This window comes from Oscillospiraceae bacterium (genome assembly GCA_025758045.1).
Lineage (GTDB): Bacteria > Bacillota > Clostridia > Oscillospirales > Ruminococcaceae > Gemmiger.
Genome location: CP107208.1, coordinates 392,056 through 408,192, shown reverse-complemented (window position 1 = coordinate 408,192; position 16,137 = coordinate 392,056). Strand labels below are relative to the sequence as shown.

The following is a 16,137-nucleotide window of genomic DNA, read 5'->3' as shown; positions in this document are numbered from 1 at the left end:
TTACAAGCAAAATGCAAAGGATAACACCATGCACACCCGAAAGCGCCTGACAATTGCATACCTCGCTATGGCGGCGGCTCTGTTGGTGCTGTTTGCCCTCAACCTGTTTTGGGGCAGCGTGGCACTTTCGCCCGCCGATGTGGTCAATGCCCTGCTGGGCCGTGGGCAGGATGTACTGACCAGCAACATTTTGCTGCAGCTGCGCCTGCCCCGCGCCGTCATGGTCGTTCTGCTGGGGGCAGCGTTATCGGTGGCCGGGTATCTGCTGCAAACTTTTTTTGCCAACCCCATTGCGGGGCCTTTCGTCATGGGCATTTCCAGCGGGGCCAAGCTGGCCGTGGCGCTGACCATGGTTGTGTTTTTAAACCGCGGCCTATTAACGAACTCCCTCACCTTGATTTTGGCTGCTTTCGCCGGGGCTATGGCTGCCATGCTGTTTGTGCTGGCTGTGGCACGCCGCGTGCAGCGCATGAGCATTTTGGTCATCTGCGGCGTCATGATCGGTTACATCTGCTCCGCCATCACCGATATTGTGGTGGCCTTTGCCCAGGATTCCAACATCGTCAACCTGCACAACTGGTCTATGGGCAGCTTCTCCGGCATGACCTGGGGCAATGTGGGCACGGCGGCCGCCATTACGCTGCCCTGCCTGGCGGCGGCGTTTTTATTGTCCAAGCCCATGGCCGCCTACCAGATGGGTGAATCCTACGCCGCCAGCGTAGGCGTTTCGGTGCGCAGCTTTTCGGTGTTGCTAGTGCTGCTGTCCAGCCTGCTGGCGGCCTGTGTCACAGCATTTGCCGGGCCAATCTCTTTCGTCGGCATTGCGGTGCCGCACCTAGTCAAGCAGGCGTTAGGCAGCGCCAAGCCGCTGCATGTGCTGCCGGGCTGCGCCTTGGGCGGGGCATCGTTCTGCCTGCTGTGTGACCTGATCGCCCGCAGCCTGTTTGCGCCGACGGAGCTGTCCATCAGTTCGGTCACGGCGGTATTTGGTGCGCCGGTGGTCATCTGGCTGCTGGTGCGCCGCCACAGTGGGGAGGGGACAACATGAGCTACTGCGAGACCCAAAGCCTTGCCATCGGCTACGGTGCCCCGCTGCTGCGGGACATCTCTCTGCAGGCCGAGCGCGGCAGGATTTTGGCCTTCATCGGCCCCAACGGTGCGGGCAAATCCACCTTATTAAAAACGCTGGCCGGGCAGCTGGCGGCCCAGAGCGGCGCGGTATTGCTGGACGGCAAAACGCTGACCACCTACACCCCCAACGCACGCGCCCGCAAGCTGGCACTGATGCTGCCCCACATGGCACGCACCGAGCTGACCACCTGCTTTGACGTGGCCGCTGCTGGCCGCTACCCCTACACCGGGCGTCTGGGCATCCTCTCGGATGAGGATAAGCAGCAGGTGCGGGACGCCCTGCATCTGGTACAGGCAGACGAACTGGCCGCGCGGGATTTCACAAAAATCAGCGACGGTCAGCGCCAGCGCGTATTGCTGGCCCGGGCGGTCTGCCAGCAGCCGGAAATCTTGCTGCTGGACGAGCCTACGTCTTTTTTGGATGTAAAAGGCAAGGCTGAGCTGATGGCTGTTTTGCAAAAGCTGGCCCACGAGAAGAATGTGGCCATCATCGTGACCCTGCATGAGCTGGAACTGGCCCAAAAGCTGGCCGACGCGGTCGTCTGCGTTTCGCCACAGGGCGTTTCCGGTGTGCTTACGCCCAAAGAGGCGTTCGCAAGGGAAAATATCTGCCACCTGTTCGAACTTTCGGACGAGCAGTACACTGCCCTGTTTAGCGAAAAGCCCAAACCAAAATTTGAGCATTACATCCGCAGCGGGCAAAAACTGCTGCGCTGCGGCTACACCACCGGCACCTGCGCAGCGCTGGGGGCGGCGGGGGCGGCCCGTCTGCTGCTGACCGGCCACACGCCAGAAAGCGTCGGCCTGCGTACCCCCAAGGGCATCGTAGTCGAGGTTGCACCCCAATTCTGCCGCAGCACGGCAACCGGCGCGGAGTGCGCCATTGTAAAGGATGGCGGAGATGACATTGATGCCACCACCGGCCTGCCGGTCGTTGCCGAGGTTACGCTTCTGCCTGATGCCCCGCATACCGTCACCATCGACGGCGGCGCAGGCGTGGGCCGTGTGACCAAACCCGGCCTGGACCAGCCTGTGGGCGCAGCGGCCATCAACCACGTGCCGCGCCAGATGATTACCGAAGCATTATTAAAAGAAGCCGAGACCGCCGGTTACAGCGGCGGCTTCTCGGTGATCATCCGCATCGAGGGCGGCGAACAGGCCGCTAAGCGCACCTTTAACCCGCGCCTGGGGGTCGAAGGCGGCCTGTCGGTGCTGGGCACTAGCGGCATTGTGGAGCCGATGAGCCAGCAGGCGCTGCTGGATTCGTTGCAGCTGGAAATCCACCAGGCTGCCCTGCACAGCCGCCGCCTGATTCTGGCCCCCGGCAACTATGGGCTGGATTACCTGGCCCAAAACTACCCGGAACTGCATGAGATCCCTATTGTAAAAGTCTCCAATTTCATTGGGGAAGCGTTGGATATGGCCGCAGCAGAACATTTTGCGGAAGTCCTCCTTGTCGGCCATGTGGGCAAGCTGGTCAAGCTGGCGGGCGGAATCATGAACACCCACTCCAAGCAGGCCGATTGCCGCACCGAGCTGTTCTGTACCCATGCGGCACTCTGTGGGGCGGATACGGCAACCTGCCGCGCCCTGATGGATGCCGCTACCACCGACGCATGCCTGGATATTTTAACCGCTGCCGACCTGAAGGAACCCGTAATGGCAAGCCTGCTGCAGGCCATCCAACTGCATCTGGACCGCCGCGCGGCGGAAACCTTCACGGTAGGGGCGGTACTTTTCTCCAACCAAAGCGGCCCGCTGGGCCAGACCCAACAGGCCGAAAAACTGCTGCAAAGCTGGAAAGGAAACTGACATGGTACATTTTGTGGGGGCGGGCCCCGGCGCACCAGATCTTATCACTCAGCGCGGCGCGGCTCTGCTGCAGACGGCGGATTGCATCATCTACGCGGGCAGCCTGGTCAACCCGGCCCTGCTGGGGCTGGCCAAGGCGGATTGCACCATCTACAACAGCGCCGAAATGACGCTGGAGCAGGTGCTGGCTGTGATGCGCAAAAACGAAGCAGCGCACAAAATCACGGTGCGCCTGCACACGGGCGACCCTTGCCTGTACGGTGCCATCCGGGAGCAGATGGACGCCCTGGACGCCGACGGCATCCCCTACGATGACACCCCCGGCGTGTCCAGTTTTTGCGGGGCAGCCGCGGCCCTGAACGCCGAATATACCCTGCCCGGCGTGAGCCAGACGGTCATCATCACCCGCATGGAGGGCCGTACCCCGGTGCCCGAGGGCGAGCGCCTGACCAGCCTGGCCGTGCATGGGGCCACTATGGTCATTTTCCTGTCCATTGGTCTGGTGGACAAAGTGCAGACCGCGCTTTTGCAGGGGACTTACACTGAGGCGACCCCCGCCGCCGTGGTTTACAAAGCCACCTGGCCGGAGCAAAAGACCGTGCACTGCACCGTGGGCACCTTGGCCGCCAGCACCCGCGCGGCAGGCATTACCAAAATCGCGCTGATCGTGGTGGGGGACTTCCTGGCCGCGCAGTACGACCGCAGCAAGCTTTATGACCCCACTTTTACCACCGAATACCGCAAAGGAGCGCCGCAATGACCTGCGCGTATCTTGCCTTTACCAGCAAGGGACTGGCGCTGGCCCGGAAGCTTGCGGCGGCCCAGCCTGGTGCTGTGGCCCGCTGCGGCGAAAACGGCGTGACCCTTGCCAATTGGACTGCTGCGCAGTTTGCACAAAGTGACGCGCTTGTTTTTGTGGGGGCTGTCGGCATTGCCGTGCGAGCCATCGCGCCTCACTGCCGCAGCAAGGCCACCGACCCCGCCGTTGTAGTGCTGGATGAGTGCGGCCGCTTTGCGATCCCGCTGCTCTCCGGCCATCTGGGCGGTGCCAACGATCTGGCCCGTCGGCTGGCGAAAGCATGCGGCGCGGTGCCGGTCATCACCACCGCCACCGACGCCAACGGTGTGTTTGCCGTGGATGAGTGGGCCAAGCACCAGCACTGCCTTGTGGTAGAGCCGGCGCGCATCAAAAAGGTAAGCAGCGCCCTGCTGGCGGGCCGTACCGTGCGGTTTGCCAGTGATTGGCCGATACAGGGCACACCGCCAGCCGGTGTGGAACCGGCTGGTGATGCCGCACAGGCAAGTTTTGCCCTGACGATAACCCCGACGATGACGTCCAACGCCCTGCACATTATCCCGCGTATTGCTGTATTGGGCATCGGCTGCAAGCGGGGTACACCTGCCGACAAGCTGGCGGACGCATTTGCTGCCTTTTGCGCCGAAACGAAACTGGCCCCGCAAAGCATTGCCGCCGCGGCCAGCATTGACTTAAAAAAGGATGAACTTGGCCTGGCGGAATTCGGCCAAAAGCAGGGCTGGCCCGTTACTTTTTATACCGCCGACGAACTGCGCGCCGCGCCGGGGCAGTTCGCCCATTCAGATTTTGTGCAAAGCATCACCGGCGTGGATAACGTCTGCGAGCGCGCCGCTGTGCTGGCCGCAGACGGCCCCGTGTGGGCGCACAAATGGGCGCGGGATGGTGTAACTTTTGCCGTGGCGCTACGCCCCTTTACCCCGGATTGGAGATGGAACGATGACTGACGCAATGGTGTACGTGGTGGGCCTTGGCCCCGGCGACGCCCGCTACCTGACTGCCCAGGCGCAAACCGCCTTACAGGCCGCCGACGTGCTGTGCGGCTACACGGTCTATATCGACCTGGTGCGCCCCCTGTACCCGGACAAAGAAGTGTATACCACCGGCATGACGAAGGAAATCGACCGCTGCCGCTGGGCGCTGGAGACTGCGCAAAGCGGCAAGACGGTAGCGTTGGTCTGCTCCGGCGATGCGGGCGTGTACGGCATGGCCAGCCCGCTGCTGGAACTGGCACAGGGCTACCCAAGCGTGACAGTGGAGATCGTGCCCGGCCTGACGGCGGCCTTAAGCGGCGGCGCGGTGCTGGGCGCTCCATTGGCGCACGATTTCTGCGTGATCTCCCTTTCGGATCGGCTCACGCCCTGGACCGTCATCGAAAAGCGGCTGGCCTGCGCGGCGATGGGGGATTTCTGTGCGGCACTGTACAACCCGTCCTCCAAGGGCCGGGCAGATTATCTGCAAAAGGCCGTGCGGATCTTACTGCAAAACGGCAAGGCACCGCAGACAATCTGCGGCATCGTGCGCAACATTGGCCGCGAGGGGCAGGCTGCAAGCCTGCTGACGCTGGCCGAGCTGGAAAACACGGCGGTGGACATGTTCACTACCGTGTACATCGGCAACGCGGCCACCCGGGCGTTGGGCGGCAAAATGGTCACACCCAGGGGGTATCGCGGCGTATGAAGGTAGTCATTTTCAGCGGCACGACCGAGGGACGGGAGCTTTCCCGCGCCGTGGCCGCCCTTGGGATAGAAGCTACGGTCTGTGTGGCAACAGAGTTAGGGGCTGAAGAGCAGGGGCGTACCCCCGGCATCACAGTGTGCACTGGCCGCCTGGATGCCGATGCCATGGCGGCACTTTTGCAGGGCGCGGCCCTCTGCGTGGATGCCACCCACCCCTATGCCACCGAGGCTACCCGCAACATCTGCGTGGCGGCTGCGGCAGTGGGTGTGGAATATCACCGCCTGCTGCGCCCCGCCAGTGACCTGCCTACAGGCAGTGTGGTGCTGCAAACCGCCGCCCAGGCCGCGGCGTACCTGGCGGGCAAACCGGGCAATATCCTGCTGGCAACCGGTGCTAAGGAACTGCCCGCCTTTGCACCTCTGGACTCCGCACGGCTTTATCCCCGCGTGCTGCCTACGCTGGCGGGTATTACCGCCTGCGAGACATCGGGCATCCCACACCGCAACATTATTGCTATGCAGGGGCCGTTTACCTGTGAATTGAATGTGGCGGTCATGCACCAATTCCATATTGCCTATATGGTCACCAAAGATGGCGGCGCGGCGGGCGGTTTTGCAGAGAAGGCGCAGGCCGCCGCCCAGTGCGGTGTACAGCTGATCGTGCTGCGCCGTCCCGAGGAACAGGGCGAGACCGCCGAAACGATTTTGCAACGATGCAGGGAGCTTTTATGAAAATTACATTGGTCGGCATGGGCAGCGGCACCCCTGGCAGCCTGACGATGCAGGGGCTAAACGCCCTGCGGGAAGCGGAGCTTATTATCGGTGCCCGCCGCCTATTGGAAAGCCTGCCCGATGGCTGCACCGGGAACCGTGCGCCGGTTTATAAGATCGAGGAGATCTGCGCACTGCTGCGAACGACCGAAGCCGCCCACGTGGCCGTGGCCTATAGCGGCGACACCGGCTTTTACTCCGGCGCATCGGCCTTGTGCCGTGCGCTGGATGCGGCGGGCCTGCCCTACATGGTCTGCCCGGGACTTTCCAGCGTGCAGCTGCTGGCCGCCGCGCTGGGCCGCTCCTGGCAGGATTGGAAGCTGGTCAGCGCCCACGGCTGTGCCTGCACCCCGGCCCTGGTGTGCAGTGCCGATACACCGACCTTTTTCCTGACCGGCGGCAGCGAGACACCCGCCACCCTTTGCGAAAAACTAACGCAAAGCAGCGGCGGGAACGTGCAGGCAACGGTGGGGGAAAACCTGGGCACCGCTGCCCAGCGCCTTGTGCGCGGCACGGCGCAGGAACTTGCCCGGCAGGAGTTTGCGGCTTTAAGTGTGCTGTTGGTGGAGCCTTGCCCTGCCTTGCAGCGCCGCGTACCCGGCCTGCCGGACGAAGCCTTCATCCGCAGCAAAACGCCGATGACCAAGCAGGAGGTCCGCGCCGCCGTACTGGCCAAACTGGCCGTGCGTCCCGGCGACATCTTGTGGGACGTGGGCGCGGGCACCGGCAGCGTCAGCGTGGAGATGGCGCTGGCCGCCCCTGCGGGCCAGGTCTACGCCGCTGAGTGTGATGCCGATGCCTGCGAGCTGATCCGCCGGAACCGCGCTAAATTCCATGCCGAAAACCTGCACCTGACCGCAGGCAAGGCCCCCGAAGTGCTGGTAAATTGGCCTGCCCCGGATGCTGTTTTCATCGGCGGCAGCAAGGGCAATCTGGCGGCCATTATGGATGCAGCGCTGGCCGCCAACCCGGCCGTGCGGCTTTGCATCAGCGCCATTGCACTGGAAACTTTGCAGCAGGCCATCGCCGCACTGGCGGCCCACGGTTTGTCTGCCCAGGTCACGCAGATCGCCGTCAGCCGCAGCAAGGCGGCGGGTAGCCTGCACCTGCTGATGGCCAATAACCCGGTTTTTTTAATTGTGAGGGAGTAACATGCTGCAGCTGGTTTTGGCGGCGCCGCGCTCCGGCAGCGGCAAAACGACCGCCGCCTGCGCCCTGTTGGCGGCGTTGCAGGCGCGGGGGGAGTATCCCTGTGCCTTTAAATCGGGGCCGGATTATATTGACCCGATGTTCCACCGCTCTGTGCTGGGCGTGGAAAGCCATAACCTTGACCTGTTTTTCTCCACCCCGGCTACGGTGCGCCGCCTGTACGCCCAAAACGCGGCAGGCCATGGCGCGGCGGTGGTGGAAGGCGCTATGGGCTATTACGACGGCCTGGGTGGCATCAGTGCCACCGCCAGTGCTTGGCATCTGGCGGACACGCTGGGTCTGCCGGTGCTGCTGGTGGTGCGGCCCAAGGGTGCCAGCCTGACCCTGGCGGCCGAGCTGCGGGGGCTCATGGCGTTCCGTACACCGCATCATCTGGCGGGCATACTGCTCAATGATTGCAGCGAAACTTTGTACAAACTGTTGGCCCCGATGTTAGAAAAGGAGACCAGCCTGCCGGTGATAGGTTACCTGCCGCCGCTGCCGGAGGCTGCCATCGAGAGCCGCCACCTGGGGTTGAAAACCGCAGGGGAGATTGCAGACCTGCAGAATAAAATAAAAATTTTGTCGGATGCTGCACAGAAAACCATCGATTGGCCGCACTTTTCCGCCTTGCTTGATTGCCCCGCGCCTGCCGCGGCCCCGCGCAACGTGCCCCCGGCTAACGTGCGTATTGCTGTGGCGCGGGATGCCGCGTTCTGCTTTACTTACGCCGAAACACTGGAAGCTTTGCAGGAAAAAGGCGCGGAGCTGTGCTTTTTCAGCCCCCTGGAGGATACGGCACTGCCCCCCAATATCGGCGGCCTGTACCTGCCGGGCGGCTACCCGGAACTGTACGCCGTCCAGCTGGCAACCAACACCGCCATGCGCAGCGCCGTAAAAACGGCTGTGGAAAGCGGCCTGCCTACGGTGGCCGAGTGCGGCGGGTTCCTCTACCTGGGCCAAACGCTGGAGGATGCGGACGGCAAAACCTACCCCATGGCGGGTGTTCTGCCCGGGCAAGGCGTAAAAATTGGCCATCTGGTGCGGTTCGGCTATGCCGCACTGACCTCCAACGCCGACAGCATGTTGTTTGCGGCAGGGGAGACCCTGCCGATCCACGAGTTCCACCACTGGGATTCGACCGCCAACGGCACGGACTTCACCGCTGTCAAAACCAACGGTCGCAGCTGGGCCTGCGGCTTCGCCAACGCACATTTGTATGCGGGATTTCCGCACCTGTACTGGGCGGGCACACCCTTGCCGCAACGCTTTGTGACCGCGGCCTGCCGCTATATAAAGGAAGAACCATGACCGAAAACGAACTGAAAACCTTATTAAAAACGGTGACGCCGCCTAATAAAGCCGCCCGTGCCGCCGCGCACGCCCACTGGGCCGCACTTGCCAAACCCCTGGGCGGTCTGGGCCGGCTGGAAACGATGGTGGAGGATGCCGCCGCCCTGATGGGGACAGAGACGCCGGATCTTGCCAACCGTGCCGTGCTGGTGCTGTGCGCCGATAACGGCGTGGTGGCCCAGGGTGTCAGCCAGACAGACGCCAGCGTGACCCGCGCGGTGCTGGAAAATCTTGCCGCCCGTCGTACCAGCGTTTGTCGCATGGCAGCGGCCGCCCACTGCGCCGTTGTGCCTGTGGATATGGGCATTGCCGGAACACCGGTGGCCGGGGTCATCAACTGCCGCGTCGCCCTCGGCACGGCGGACTTCACCCAAGGCCCGGCCATGTCCCGCGCTCAGGCTGTGCAGGCCATCGCCTGCGGTATCGAGCTGGTACGGGCGCAAAAACGCCAGGGCGTACAGATGTTGGCCACCGGTGAGATGGGCATCGGCAACACCACCACCTCCAGCGCCGTGGCCAGCGTACTGTTGGGCCGCCCCGTGCAGGAGATGACCGGCCGTGGTGCGGGACTTTCCGACGAAGGCCTGCGCTGCAAGATCGATGCCATCCGGTGCGGCATTGTCGTTAACCGCCCCGATGCGGCCGACCCGCTGGGTGTGTTGGCGGCCTTGGGCGGCTTTGACATCGCCGGATTGTGCGGTGTATTTTTAGGCGGTGCACTGGAAAATGTACCTATCCTTATGGATGGCTTCATCAGCGGCGTGGCGGCGCTGTGCGCTGTGCGGCTGTGCCCGGCTGCGGCCAAGGCTGTGTTTGCCAGCCATGTTTCCAGCGAGCCGGCCGCCCGCCTGGTACTGGAAGAACTCGATAAAAAACCGCTTATCACCGCCAATCTGCACCTAGGCGAAGGCACAGGCGCAGTGGCCAGCCTACCGCTGTGGGATATGGCCCTTGCGGTCTACAACGGCTGCTATTCGTTTGCCGAGGGCGGCATCACGCCGTACACCCCGCAATGCTGACGCTGGTCATCGGCGGCTCGGCCAGCGGGAAAAGCGCCTTTGCAGAGTCGCTTTGCCTGCAAAGCCCCTTGCCGCGCACCTACCTGGCTACCATGCAGGTGTGGGACGCTGAGTGTGCTGCCCGTGTGGCCCGGCACCGCGCCATGCGGGCGCAAAAACAGTTTGACACGGTGGAGTGCCCACTGCATCTTGATCGGCTGATTTTGCCCCGGCGCGGTACAGTGCTGCTGGAGGACCTGGGCAATTTAACGGCCAACGAACTCTACGCCCCCGACGGCGCAGGGGAGAAAACGGCTGACGCCGTTGTAAACGCCCTTGCAAAACTGGCCGCGCAGTGCGATAATTTGATTGTTGTATCCAACGAGGTCTTTCGCGGCGGGGCCGACTATGCCGACGATACCGACCGCTACCTGCTGACGCTGGCGCAGATCAACAACGCAGCCGCTACCCGGGCCGACGCCGTGGTGCGGGTTGTATGCGGCATTCCACGTTATTATAAAGGGGGCTAAACCTATGACAGCTTTGCAGACGATCGCGGTGGCGTTCGCCATGTTTTCGGCGCTGCCGATGCCGCAGTTTGCCTGGAACGAGAAAAACATGCGGTACGCTCTCTGCGCATTTCCGCTCATCGGCGTGGTGATCGGCGCGCTGTGGTGCCTGTGCGGTGCCCTGCCTTTGCCGGATTTTGCCCGCGCGGCAGGGTTCTGCCTGATGCCGGTGTGGGTCACGGGCGGCATCCATCTGGACGGCTACGCCGACACCTGCGATGCCCTTTCCAGCTACGGCGACACCGCCAAAAAGCTGGAAATTTTAAAGGACCCCCACTGCGGTGCGTTCGCTGTTATCCGGCTGTGCAGTTACTTTATAGCTTACTTGGCTCTGTGTGTCTGCGTGCAGTTTACCCCGCGCGTGGGTGTGTTGTGGACATTAGCACTGGTGGGGGAGCGGGCGCTCTCCGGGCTGGCGGTGGCAGCGTTCCCCATGGCAAAAAACACCGGCCTGGCCCATACTTTTGCCACGGCGGCAGATAAAACCAACGTGCGCCGCGTGTTGACGGTGCTCTGTGTGCTGCTGGGCGCGGCCCTCGTCGCTTTGGGCGGCTGGGCACTGGTGCTGGCGGCCTGTGCCGTGTTTGTACGGTACTACCACGCAGCCAAAAACCAGTTCGGCGGCACTACGGGTGACTTGGCCGGGTGGTTTTTGCAAAAATGTGAGATCTGGATGCTGGCGGCGCTGGCCGCCTGCCAATGGCTGGGGGTGCTGTAAATGCTTTTTGTTACCGGACCCCTTTACAGCGGTAAACGCGCGTTTTCCCAAAAGTTCGGCGGACGGCAGATTTGTGATGTGCAAAATCTGGCCGCCAACGCCACGGATCTAGAAAAACTGGCCGACGAACTGACCGCCTATGATGTGGTCATCGCCACCGAAATTGGCGGCGGCATCGTGCCCATCGATCCGGCCGAGCGCGCCGCGCGGGAAGCCGCCGGCCGTCTGGCCTGCCTGCTGGCCGCGCGGGCAAGCTGCGTGGTGGAAATGTTCTGTGGCCTGCCCACGGTATTGAAAGGAGAACTGCCGAAATGTTGATTTATTTACTGCGCCACGGCCTGACCGAGTACAACGCCCAAAAGCGCTACCAGGGCCAGCGGGACATCCCGCTTTCGCCCGAGGGCCTGGCCCAGCTGCGCCGCGCCGATATTGACCCGAAGGTCGTCTATATTTCCACGCTGCAGCGCACAGCCCAGACGGCGAAGGTACTGTTCCCCAAGGCAAAGCTTGTGCCGGTGGACGGGCTGAAAGAAATGTGCTTCGGAAGTTTTGAGGGGCGCAATTACGTGGAGATGGAGCACGATCCTGACTATCAGGCCTGGGTCGCCGCCAACTGCGAAAGCTCCTGCCCGGACGGTGAGCGCAAGGATGAATTCTCGGACCGTATCTGCAAGACTTTTGCGGCGCTGGTGGATAAGGCACTGGCGGACGGTGAGGACATGCTGGTGATTTTGGCCCATGGCGGTACCCAGATGGCCGCGCTGGAGCGTTACGCCCTGCCCCAACGAGGCTACTACAAGTGGTGCGGCCCCAACGCGGGCGGTTATGTGCTGGATGCACGCGATTGGGCCGCGCAGCACGTACTGCACCTGGTCAAGACCGTGCAGTACACCAAGGAGAGTATATGCTGATATTTTGGGCGGTGCTGGGCGGTTTTGTGCTGGATGCCATTTTTGCGGACCCGGCCTGGCTGCCTCACCCGGTGGTGTTGATGGGCCGGTGCATCTCGGCACTGGAAAAACGCCTGCGCGCCGCCCTGCCCACAACACCGCAGGGCGAGCTGCTGGGCGGGGGTATCGTGGCTGCTGTGCTGCCGCTGGGCACTCTGCTGGTCACCGGCGCGGCCTGCTGGCTGGCGGCCAAACTGCACCCGGCGCTGGGGCTGGCCCTGCAAATGTTCTGGTGCGGGCAGGCCCTTGCGGCCAAAGGCCTTAAGCAGGAAAGCATGAACGTGTATAAGGAACTGCAAAAAGGCGACCTGCCTGCTGCCCGCAAGGCGGTGGCCCGCATCGTGGGACGCGATACCCAAAGCCTGACTGCCGAAGGCGTGACCAAAGCGGCGGTGGAGACTGTGGCCGAGAACGCCAGCGACGGCGTCATTGCTCCGCTGTTCTACATGCTGATCGGCGGCGCACCGCTGGCGCTGACCTACAAAGCCATCAATACGATGGACAGCATGCTGGGCTATAAAAACGAGAAGTATCTCTATTTTGGACGCTGTGCTGCTAAACTGGACGACGTGGCCAACTGGCAGCCCAGCCGCCTGGCCGGGTTGTTGTGGGTGGCCGCTGCGGCCCTGACCGGGGGCAGCGCCGCCGGTGCGTGGAAAATTTGGCGCCGGGACCGACGTAACCACGCCAGCCCCAACAGCGCCCAGACTGAGAGTGCCTGCGCCGGGGCGCTGGGTGTGCAGCTGGCAGGCCCGGCCTACTATTTTGGCGAATATTACAATAAGCCGACGATCGGCGACCCGCTGCGGCCCATTGAGCCGCAGGACATCGTGCGGGCCAACCGCATGATGTACGCCGAAAGCCTGCTGGCCCTGGCACTGGGGCTGGCGGTGCGGCTGCTTTTTGCTTTGTGAGGGAATGCAGATGAAACTGGTACATGGCGGCGATTGGGCCGGCTACCGGGCTGAGTTTGGCCGGGACGCGCTGGATTTTTCGGCCAACGTCAGCCCGCTGGGGCTGCCTGCGGGGGTGGCGGCGGCCATCGCGGCGGCACTGCCCACGGCGGACCGCTACCCAGACCCCCTTTGCCGGGAACTGCGGGCCAAGCTGGCCGTGGCCGAGGATGTGCCCGCCGATTGGCTGTTGTGCGGCAACGGCGCGGCGGATTTGATCTTCCGCCTTGCTTTGGCTGTCCGCCCGCGCCGCGCCCTGCTGCCTGCGCCCACCTTTGCCGAGTACGCAGCGGCGCTGGATACGGTCGGCTGTGAAGTTACGCGGTTTACGCTGGATGCTGCCAACGATTTCGCAGTGACGGATGCCTTTATCAACGCTGTAACGCCGGAAACAGACATGGTGTTTCTCTGCCAGCCTAACAATCCCACGGGGCAGGTAACGTCGTCCGCACTGGTAGAAAAGCTGCTGCACCGCTGTGCCGCCTGCGGGGCCGCTCTGGTAGTGGATGAATGCTTTTTGGACTTTTTGCCCGATCGGGACACTTTGACTGCAAAAACATTTTTACACGAGGCACCGAATCTTATCATCTTAAAAGCTTTTACCAAACTCTACGCCATGGCGGGCGTCCGTTTGGGCTATGCACTGTGCAGCAACGCCGATCTGTTAGCCAAAATGCAGGCGGCGGGCCAGCCTTGGGCTGTGTCCAGCCTGGCCCAGGCCGCGGGCATTGCAGCGTTGCAGGAGACCGCTTACGCCGATGCCGTCCGTGCCCTGATTGCTGACCAACGCCCCAAAATGGCGGCAGGCCTGCGGGCGCTGGGGCTGTATGTCATCGATGGGAAGGCCAACTATCTGCTGTTTAAGGCCCCGGCTGATTTTGGCGAAGCTCTGCGCCAGTACGGCGCAGTAGTGCGCAGCTGCGCTAATTATCCGGGGCTGGACGCTGCCTGGTACCGCACCGCTGTGCGCACGGCGGCTGAGAATGACCAACTGCTGCAAATCATGGGGGAGGTGCTGGCATGAGCAGCGCAAAATGTATCATGGTGCAGGGCACGATGAGCGGTGCGGGCAAGAGCCTGTTGTGCGCGGCGCTCTGCCGTATTTTTGCCCAGGACGGCTACAAAACTGCCCCCTTCAAAAGCCAGAACATGGCGCTGAACAGCTTTGTCACCCGGGATGGCCTGGAAATGGGCCGTGCCCAGGTGGTTCAGGCCCAGGCCGCGGGCGTGGAGCCGGACGTGCGGATGAACCCCATCCTGCTCAAGCCCAGCAGCGACATCGGCAGCCAGGTCATCGTTAATGGCGAGGTGCGGGGCAACATGCCTGCCAAGGAGTATTTCCGCCACAAGCGTGCCCTGATCCCCGACATTTTGCAGGCCTACAACAGCCTGGCCGAGGAGTTTGACATCATTGTTATCGAGGGCGCAGGCAGCCCGGCCGAGATCAACCTGAAAGCTGATGACATCGTCAATATGGGCCTGGCCAAGCTGGTGGACGCGCCGGTGCTGTTGGCCGGCGACATCGACCGCGGCGGCGTGTTTGCCCAGTTGTACGGCACGGTGGAACTGCTGGAGCCGGAGGAGCGGGCACGCATACAAGGGCTTGTCATCAACAAATTCCGTGGGGACGTGGAAATTTTGCGCCCAGGCTTGTCGATGCTGGAAGAAAAGACACACCTGCCCGTGGTGGGCGTGGTGCCCTATTTAAAGGTGGATATTGAGGACGAGGACTCCCTCTCCGACCGCCTACAGCAGAAAAACGCCGTCAAGCCGCTGGATGTGGCGATTTTACGCCTGCCCCATATCTCCAACTTTACCGATTTTATGCCACTGGAACAGCACCCCCTGCTGGGCGTGCGCTACGTGCAGACCACGCGGGAGCTGGGCGCGCCGGACCTGGTGATTCTGCCCGGCACCAAAAACACTGTGGACGACCTGATCTGGCTGCGGCAATCCGGGCTGGAAGCCGCTGTGCAAAAGCTGGCGGCGGGCGGCACGCCGGTGCTGGGCGTCTGCGGCGGCTACCAGATGCTGGGGAAAACGCTGGATGATTCCACTGGCACCGAGAGCGGCCATCCCCAGACTCTGCGCGGCCTGGGCCTGCTGCCGACCCGGACGGTTTTCACCAACGAAAAACGCCGCACTCAATCCACAGCCACAACCGCCGCCCCCTTTGCAGGGGCGGAACTCACCGGCTACGAGATCCACACCGGCCGTACATCTATACAGGAGCAGGGCGCACCCTTTTGCACCCTGGCGGACGGCACGCCCGAGGGCTGCGTGCAGGGCAATGTGTTCGGCACCTACCTGCACGGCCTGTTTGACAGCGGCGAGCTGACCGAGCGGCTGGCCGAACTGCTTTGCCGCCGCAAGGGCATTGCCATGGAAAGCGCTGCGCCCATCACGATGCAGGCCTACCGCGAACAGCAGTTTGACCTGCTGGCCGACGGCGTGCGCCAAGCCCTGGACATGTCCGCCGTCTACGCCGCCATGGGGCTGACCGGCCCAAAGGAGGAACGCACATGACCCCGCAGCATCACCTGCCCGCCGATATTGAGCGCACCAGCATGAGCATCATCACCGAGGAACTGGCCCAGCGTAGGCTGGAGGTCCCGCCGGAGAATGCGGCGGTCGTCAAGCGGGTCATCCATACTACGGCCGATTTCGACTACGCGCAAAACCTGCACTTTACCCCCGCTGCGGTGGCAGCGGGCATTGCCGCCATGCACGAGGGCGTGACCATCATCACCGATACCAACATGGCGCTGGCGGGCATCACCAAGCCAGGCCTTGCCAAGCTGGGCGGGCAGGCCGTGTGCTTTATGGCCGACCCCGCCGTGGCGGCTGCCGCCAAAGAAGCTGGCACCACCCGCGCCGTAGCCGCCATGCACAAGGCCGCGCAGGAATACCCACGCGCGGTGCTGGCCGTGGGCAACGCCCCTACGGCCTTGCTGGCCATTGCCGAGGAAATCGAAAACGGTCTGCGTCCCGCGCTGGTCATTGGTGTGCCCGTTGGCTTTGTCAATGTGGTGGAAAGCAAGGAACGGCTGTTTGCTACATGCGGGCAGTACGGTGTCCCGGCCATTGTGGCTATGGGACGCAAGGGCGGCAGCAACGTGGCGGCGGCCATCTGCAATGCGCTGCTCTATCAGGCTGCCGAAATGTTGGACCCCAAGGCCCGCGGCTGGCAGTAAAAAACAA

General features: G+C 62.9%; 17 protein-coding genes. All 17 read left to right on the top strand.

All coding sequences use genetic code 11. The features are described from left to right. Nucleotides 1-28: 28 nt before the first annotated feature. The 17 genes from OGM81_02090 to OGM81_02010 are packed head-to-tail and all read left to right on the top strand — an operon-like array spanning nt 29 to nt 16,130. Nucleotides 29-1,048: an iron ABC transporter permease gene (locus tag OGM81_02090; protein UYJ43961.1), complete on the top strand. Its 1,020-nt coding sequence runs from the start codon at nt 29-31 to the stop codon at nt 1,046-1,048. Next, the gene (gene cbiD, locus OGM81_02085) at nt 1,045-2,943 is read left to right on the top strand and encodes a cobalt-precorrin-5B (C(1))-methyltransferase CbiD (GenBank protein UYJ43960.1); all 1,899 of its coding nucleotides are present in this window, start codon (nt 1,045-1,047) and stop codon (nt 2,941-2,943) included. Before OGM81_02090 ends, cbiD begins: the two co-directional genes overlap by 4 nt. Before the next feature lies 1 nt (nt 2,944). Beyond that, nucleotides 2,945-3,703 (top strand): precorrin-4 C(11)-methyltransferase, encoded by a 759-nt coding sequence (gene cobM, locus OGM81_02080; GenBank protein ID UYJ43959.1) that lies wholly within the window; start codon nt 2,945-2,947, stop codon nt 3,701-3,703. Continuing rightward, the gene (locus OGM81_02075) at nt 3,700-4,704 is read left to right on the top strand and encodes a cobalamin biosynthesis protein (protein ID UYJ43958.1); all 1,005 of its coding nucleotides are present in this window, start codon (nt 3,700-3,702) and stop codon (nt 4,702-4,704) included. Before cobM ends, OGM81_02075 begins: the two co-directional genes overlap by 4 nt. Further along, nucleotides 4,697-5,437: a precorrin-3B C(17)-methyltransferase gene (cobJ, locus tag OGM81_02070; GenBank protein UYJ43957.1), complete on the top strand. Its 741-nt coding sequence runs from the start codon at nt 4,697-4,699 to the stop codon at nt 5,435-5,437. The genes OGM81_02075 and cobJ overlap by 8 nt, the downstream gene beginning before the upstream one ends. Continuing rightward, entirely contained in the window at nt 5,434-6,168 is a 735-nt protein-coding gene (cobK, locus tag OGM81_02065) for a precorrin-6A reductase (protein ID UYJ43956.1), read from the top strand. Before cobJ ends, cobK begins: the two co-directional genes overlap by 4 nt. Next, complete coding sequence (gene cbiE, locus OGM81_02060) at nt 6,165-7,358, top strand: precorrin-6y C5,15-methyltransferase (decarboxylating) subunit CbiE (protein ID UYJ43955.1); 1,194 nt, start codon at nt 6,165-6,167, stop codon at nt 7,356-7,358. The genes cobK and cbiE overlap by 4 nt, the downstream gene beginning before the upstream one ends. Before the next feature lies 1 nt (nt 7,359). After that, nucleotides 7,360-8,706 carry a cobyrinate a,c-diamide synthase gene (locus OGM81_02055; protein ID UYJ43954.1) on the top strand — a complete coding sequence of 449 codons (1,347 nt, stop codon included), beginning with the start codon at nt 7,360-7,362 and terminating at the stop codon, nt 8,704-8,706. Beyond that, complete coding sequence (gene cobT / locus OGM81_02050; protein ID UYJ43953.1) at nt 8,703-9,767, top strand: nicotinate-nucleotide--dimethylbenzimidazole phosphoribosyltransferase; 1,065 nt, start codon at nt 8,703-8,705, stop codon at nt 9,765-9,767. The genes OGM81_02055 and cobT overlap by 4 nt, the downstream gene beginning before the upstream one ends. Next, the gene (locus tag OGM81_02045; protein ID UYJ43952.1) at nt 9,761-10,276 is read left to right on the top strand and encodes a bifunctional adenosylcobinamide kinase/adenosylcobinamide-phosphate guanylyltransferase; all 516 of its coding nucleotides are present in this window, start codon (nt 9,761-9,763) and stop codon (nt 10,274-10,276) included. The genes cobT and OGM81_02045 overlap by 7 nt, the downstream gene beginning before the upstream one ends. A 4-nt stretch (nt 10,277-10,280) precedes the next feature. Then, the gene (locus OGM81_02040) at nt 10,281-11,033 is read left to right on the top strand and encodes an adenosylcobinamide-GDP ribazoletransferase (protein UYJ43951.1); all 753 of its coding nucleotides are present in this window, start codon (nt 10,281-10,283) and stop codon (nt 11,031-11,033) included. Then, complete coding sequence (locus OGM81_02035; GenBank protein UYJ43950.1) at nt 11,034-11,351, top strand: bifunctional adenosylcobinamide kinase/adenosylcobinamide-phosphate guanylyltransferase; 318 nt, start codon at nt 11,034-11,036, stop codon at nt 11,349-11,351. Then, nucleotides 11,345-11,944, top strand: a complete 600-nt coding sequence (locus OGM81_02030) for a histidine phosphatase family protein (GenBank protein ID UYJ43949.1) — start codon at nt 11,345-11,347, stop codon at nt 11,942-11,944. Before OGM81_02035 ends, OGM81_02030 begins: the two co-directional genes overlap by 7 nt. Further along, nucleotides 11,941-12,897 carry an adenosylcobinamide-phosphate synthase CbiB gene (cbiB, locus tag OGM81_02025; protein ID UYJ44952.1) on the top strand — a complete coding sequence of 319 codons (957 nt, stop codon included), beginning with the start codon at nt 11,941-11,943 and terminating at the stop codon, nt 12,895-12,897. Before OGM81_02030 ends, cbiB begins: the two co-directional genes overlap by 4 nt. 10 nt (nt 12,898-12,907) lie before the next feature. Further along, entirely contained in the window at nt 12,908-13,960 is a 1,053-nt protein-coding gene (locus tag OGM81_02020; protein UYJ43948.1) for an aminotransferase class I/II-fold pyridoxal phosphate-dependent enzyme, read from the top strand. Further along, nucleotides 13,957-15,462, top strand: a complete 1,506-nt coding sequence (locus OGM81_02015) for a cobyric acid synthase (protein ID UYJ43947.1) — start codon at nt 13,957-13,959, stop codon at nt 15,460-15,462. Before OGM81_02020 ends, OGM81_02015 begins: the two co-directional genes overlap by 4 nt. After that, nucleotides 15,459-16,130: a precorrin-8X methylmutase gene (locus tag OGM81_02010; GenBank protein ID UYJ43946.1), complete on the top strand. Its 672-nt coding sequence runs from the start codon at nt 15,459-15,461 to the stop codon at nt 16,128-16,130. The genes OGM81_02015 and OGM81_02010 overlap by 4 nt, the downstream gene beginning before the upstream one ends. Nucleotides 16,131-16,137 lie beyond the last annotated feature (7 nt).

Coding starts and splice junctions, on each gene's coding strand:
- OGM81_02090 (UYJ43961.1), top strand. CDS start 29: ATGCACACCCGAAAGCGCCTGACAATTGCATACCTCGCTATGGCGGCG.
- cbiD (UYJ43960.1), top strand. CDS start 1,045: ATGAGCTACTGCGAGACCCAAAGCCTTGCCATCGGCTACGGTGCCCCG.
- cobM (UYJ43959.1), top strand. CDS start 2,945: ATGGTACATTTTGTGGGGGCGGGCCCCGGCGCACCAGATCTTATCACT.
- OGM81_02075 (UYJ43958.1), top strand. CDS start 3,700: ATGACCTGCGCGTATCTTGCCTTTACCAGCAAGGGACTGGCGCTGGCC.
- cobJ (UYJ43957.1), top strand. CDS start 4,697: ATGACTGACGCAATGGTGTACGTGGTGGGCCTTGGCCCCGGCGACGCC.
- cobK (UYJ43956.1), top strand. CDS start 5,434: ATGAAGGTAGTCATTTTCAGCGGCACGACCGAGGGACGGGAGCTTTCC.
- cbiE (UYJ43955.1), top strand. CDS start 6,165: ATGAAAATTACATTGGTCGGCATGGGCAGCGGCACCCCTGGCAGCCTG.
- OGM81_02055 (UYJ43954.1), top strand. CDS start 7,360: ATGCTGCAGCTGGTTTTGGCGGCGCCGCGCTCCGGCAGCGGCAAAACG.
- cobT (UYJ43953.1), top strand. CDS start 8,703: ATGACCGAAAACGAACTGAAAACCTTATTAAAAACGGTGACGCCGCCT.
- OGM81_02045 (UYJ43952.1), top strand. CDS start 9,761: ATGCTGACGCTGGTCATCGGCGGCTCGGCCAGCGGGAAAAGCGCCTTT.
- OGM81_02040 (UYJ43951.1), top strand. CDS start 10,281: ATGACAGCTTTGCAGACGATCGCGGTGGCGTTCGCCATGTTTTCGGCG.
- OGM81_02035 (UYJ43950.1), top strand. CDS start 11,034: ATGCTTTTTGTTACCGGACCCCTTTACAGCGGTAAACGCGCGTTTTCC.
- OGM81_02030 (UYJ43949.1), top strand. CDS start 11,345: ATGTTGATTTATTTACTGCGCCACGGCCTGACCGAGTACAACGCCCAA.
- OGM81_02020 (UYJ43948.1), top strand. CDS start 12,908: ATGAAACTGGTACATGGCGGCGATTGGGCCGGCTACCGGGCTGAGTTT.
- OGM81_02015 (UYJ43947.1), top strand. CDS start 13,957: ATGAGCAGCGCAAAATGTATCATGGTGCAGGGCACGATGAGCGGTGCG.
- OGM81_02010 (UYJ43946.1), top strand. CDS start 15,459: ATGACCCCGCAGCATCACCTGCCCGCCGATATTGAGCGCACCAGCATG.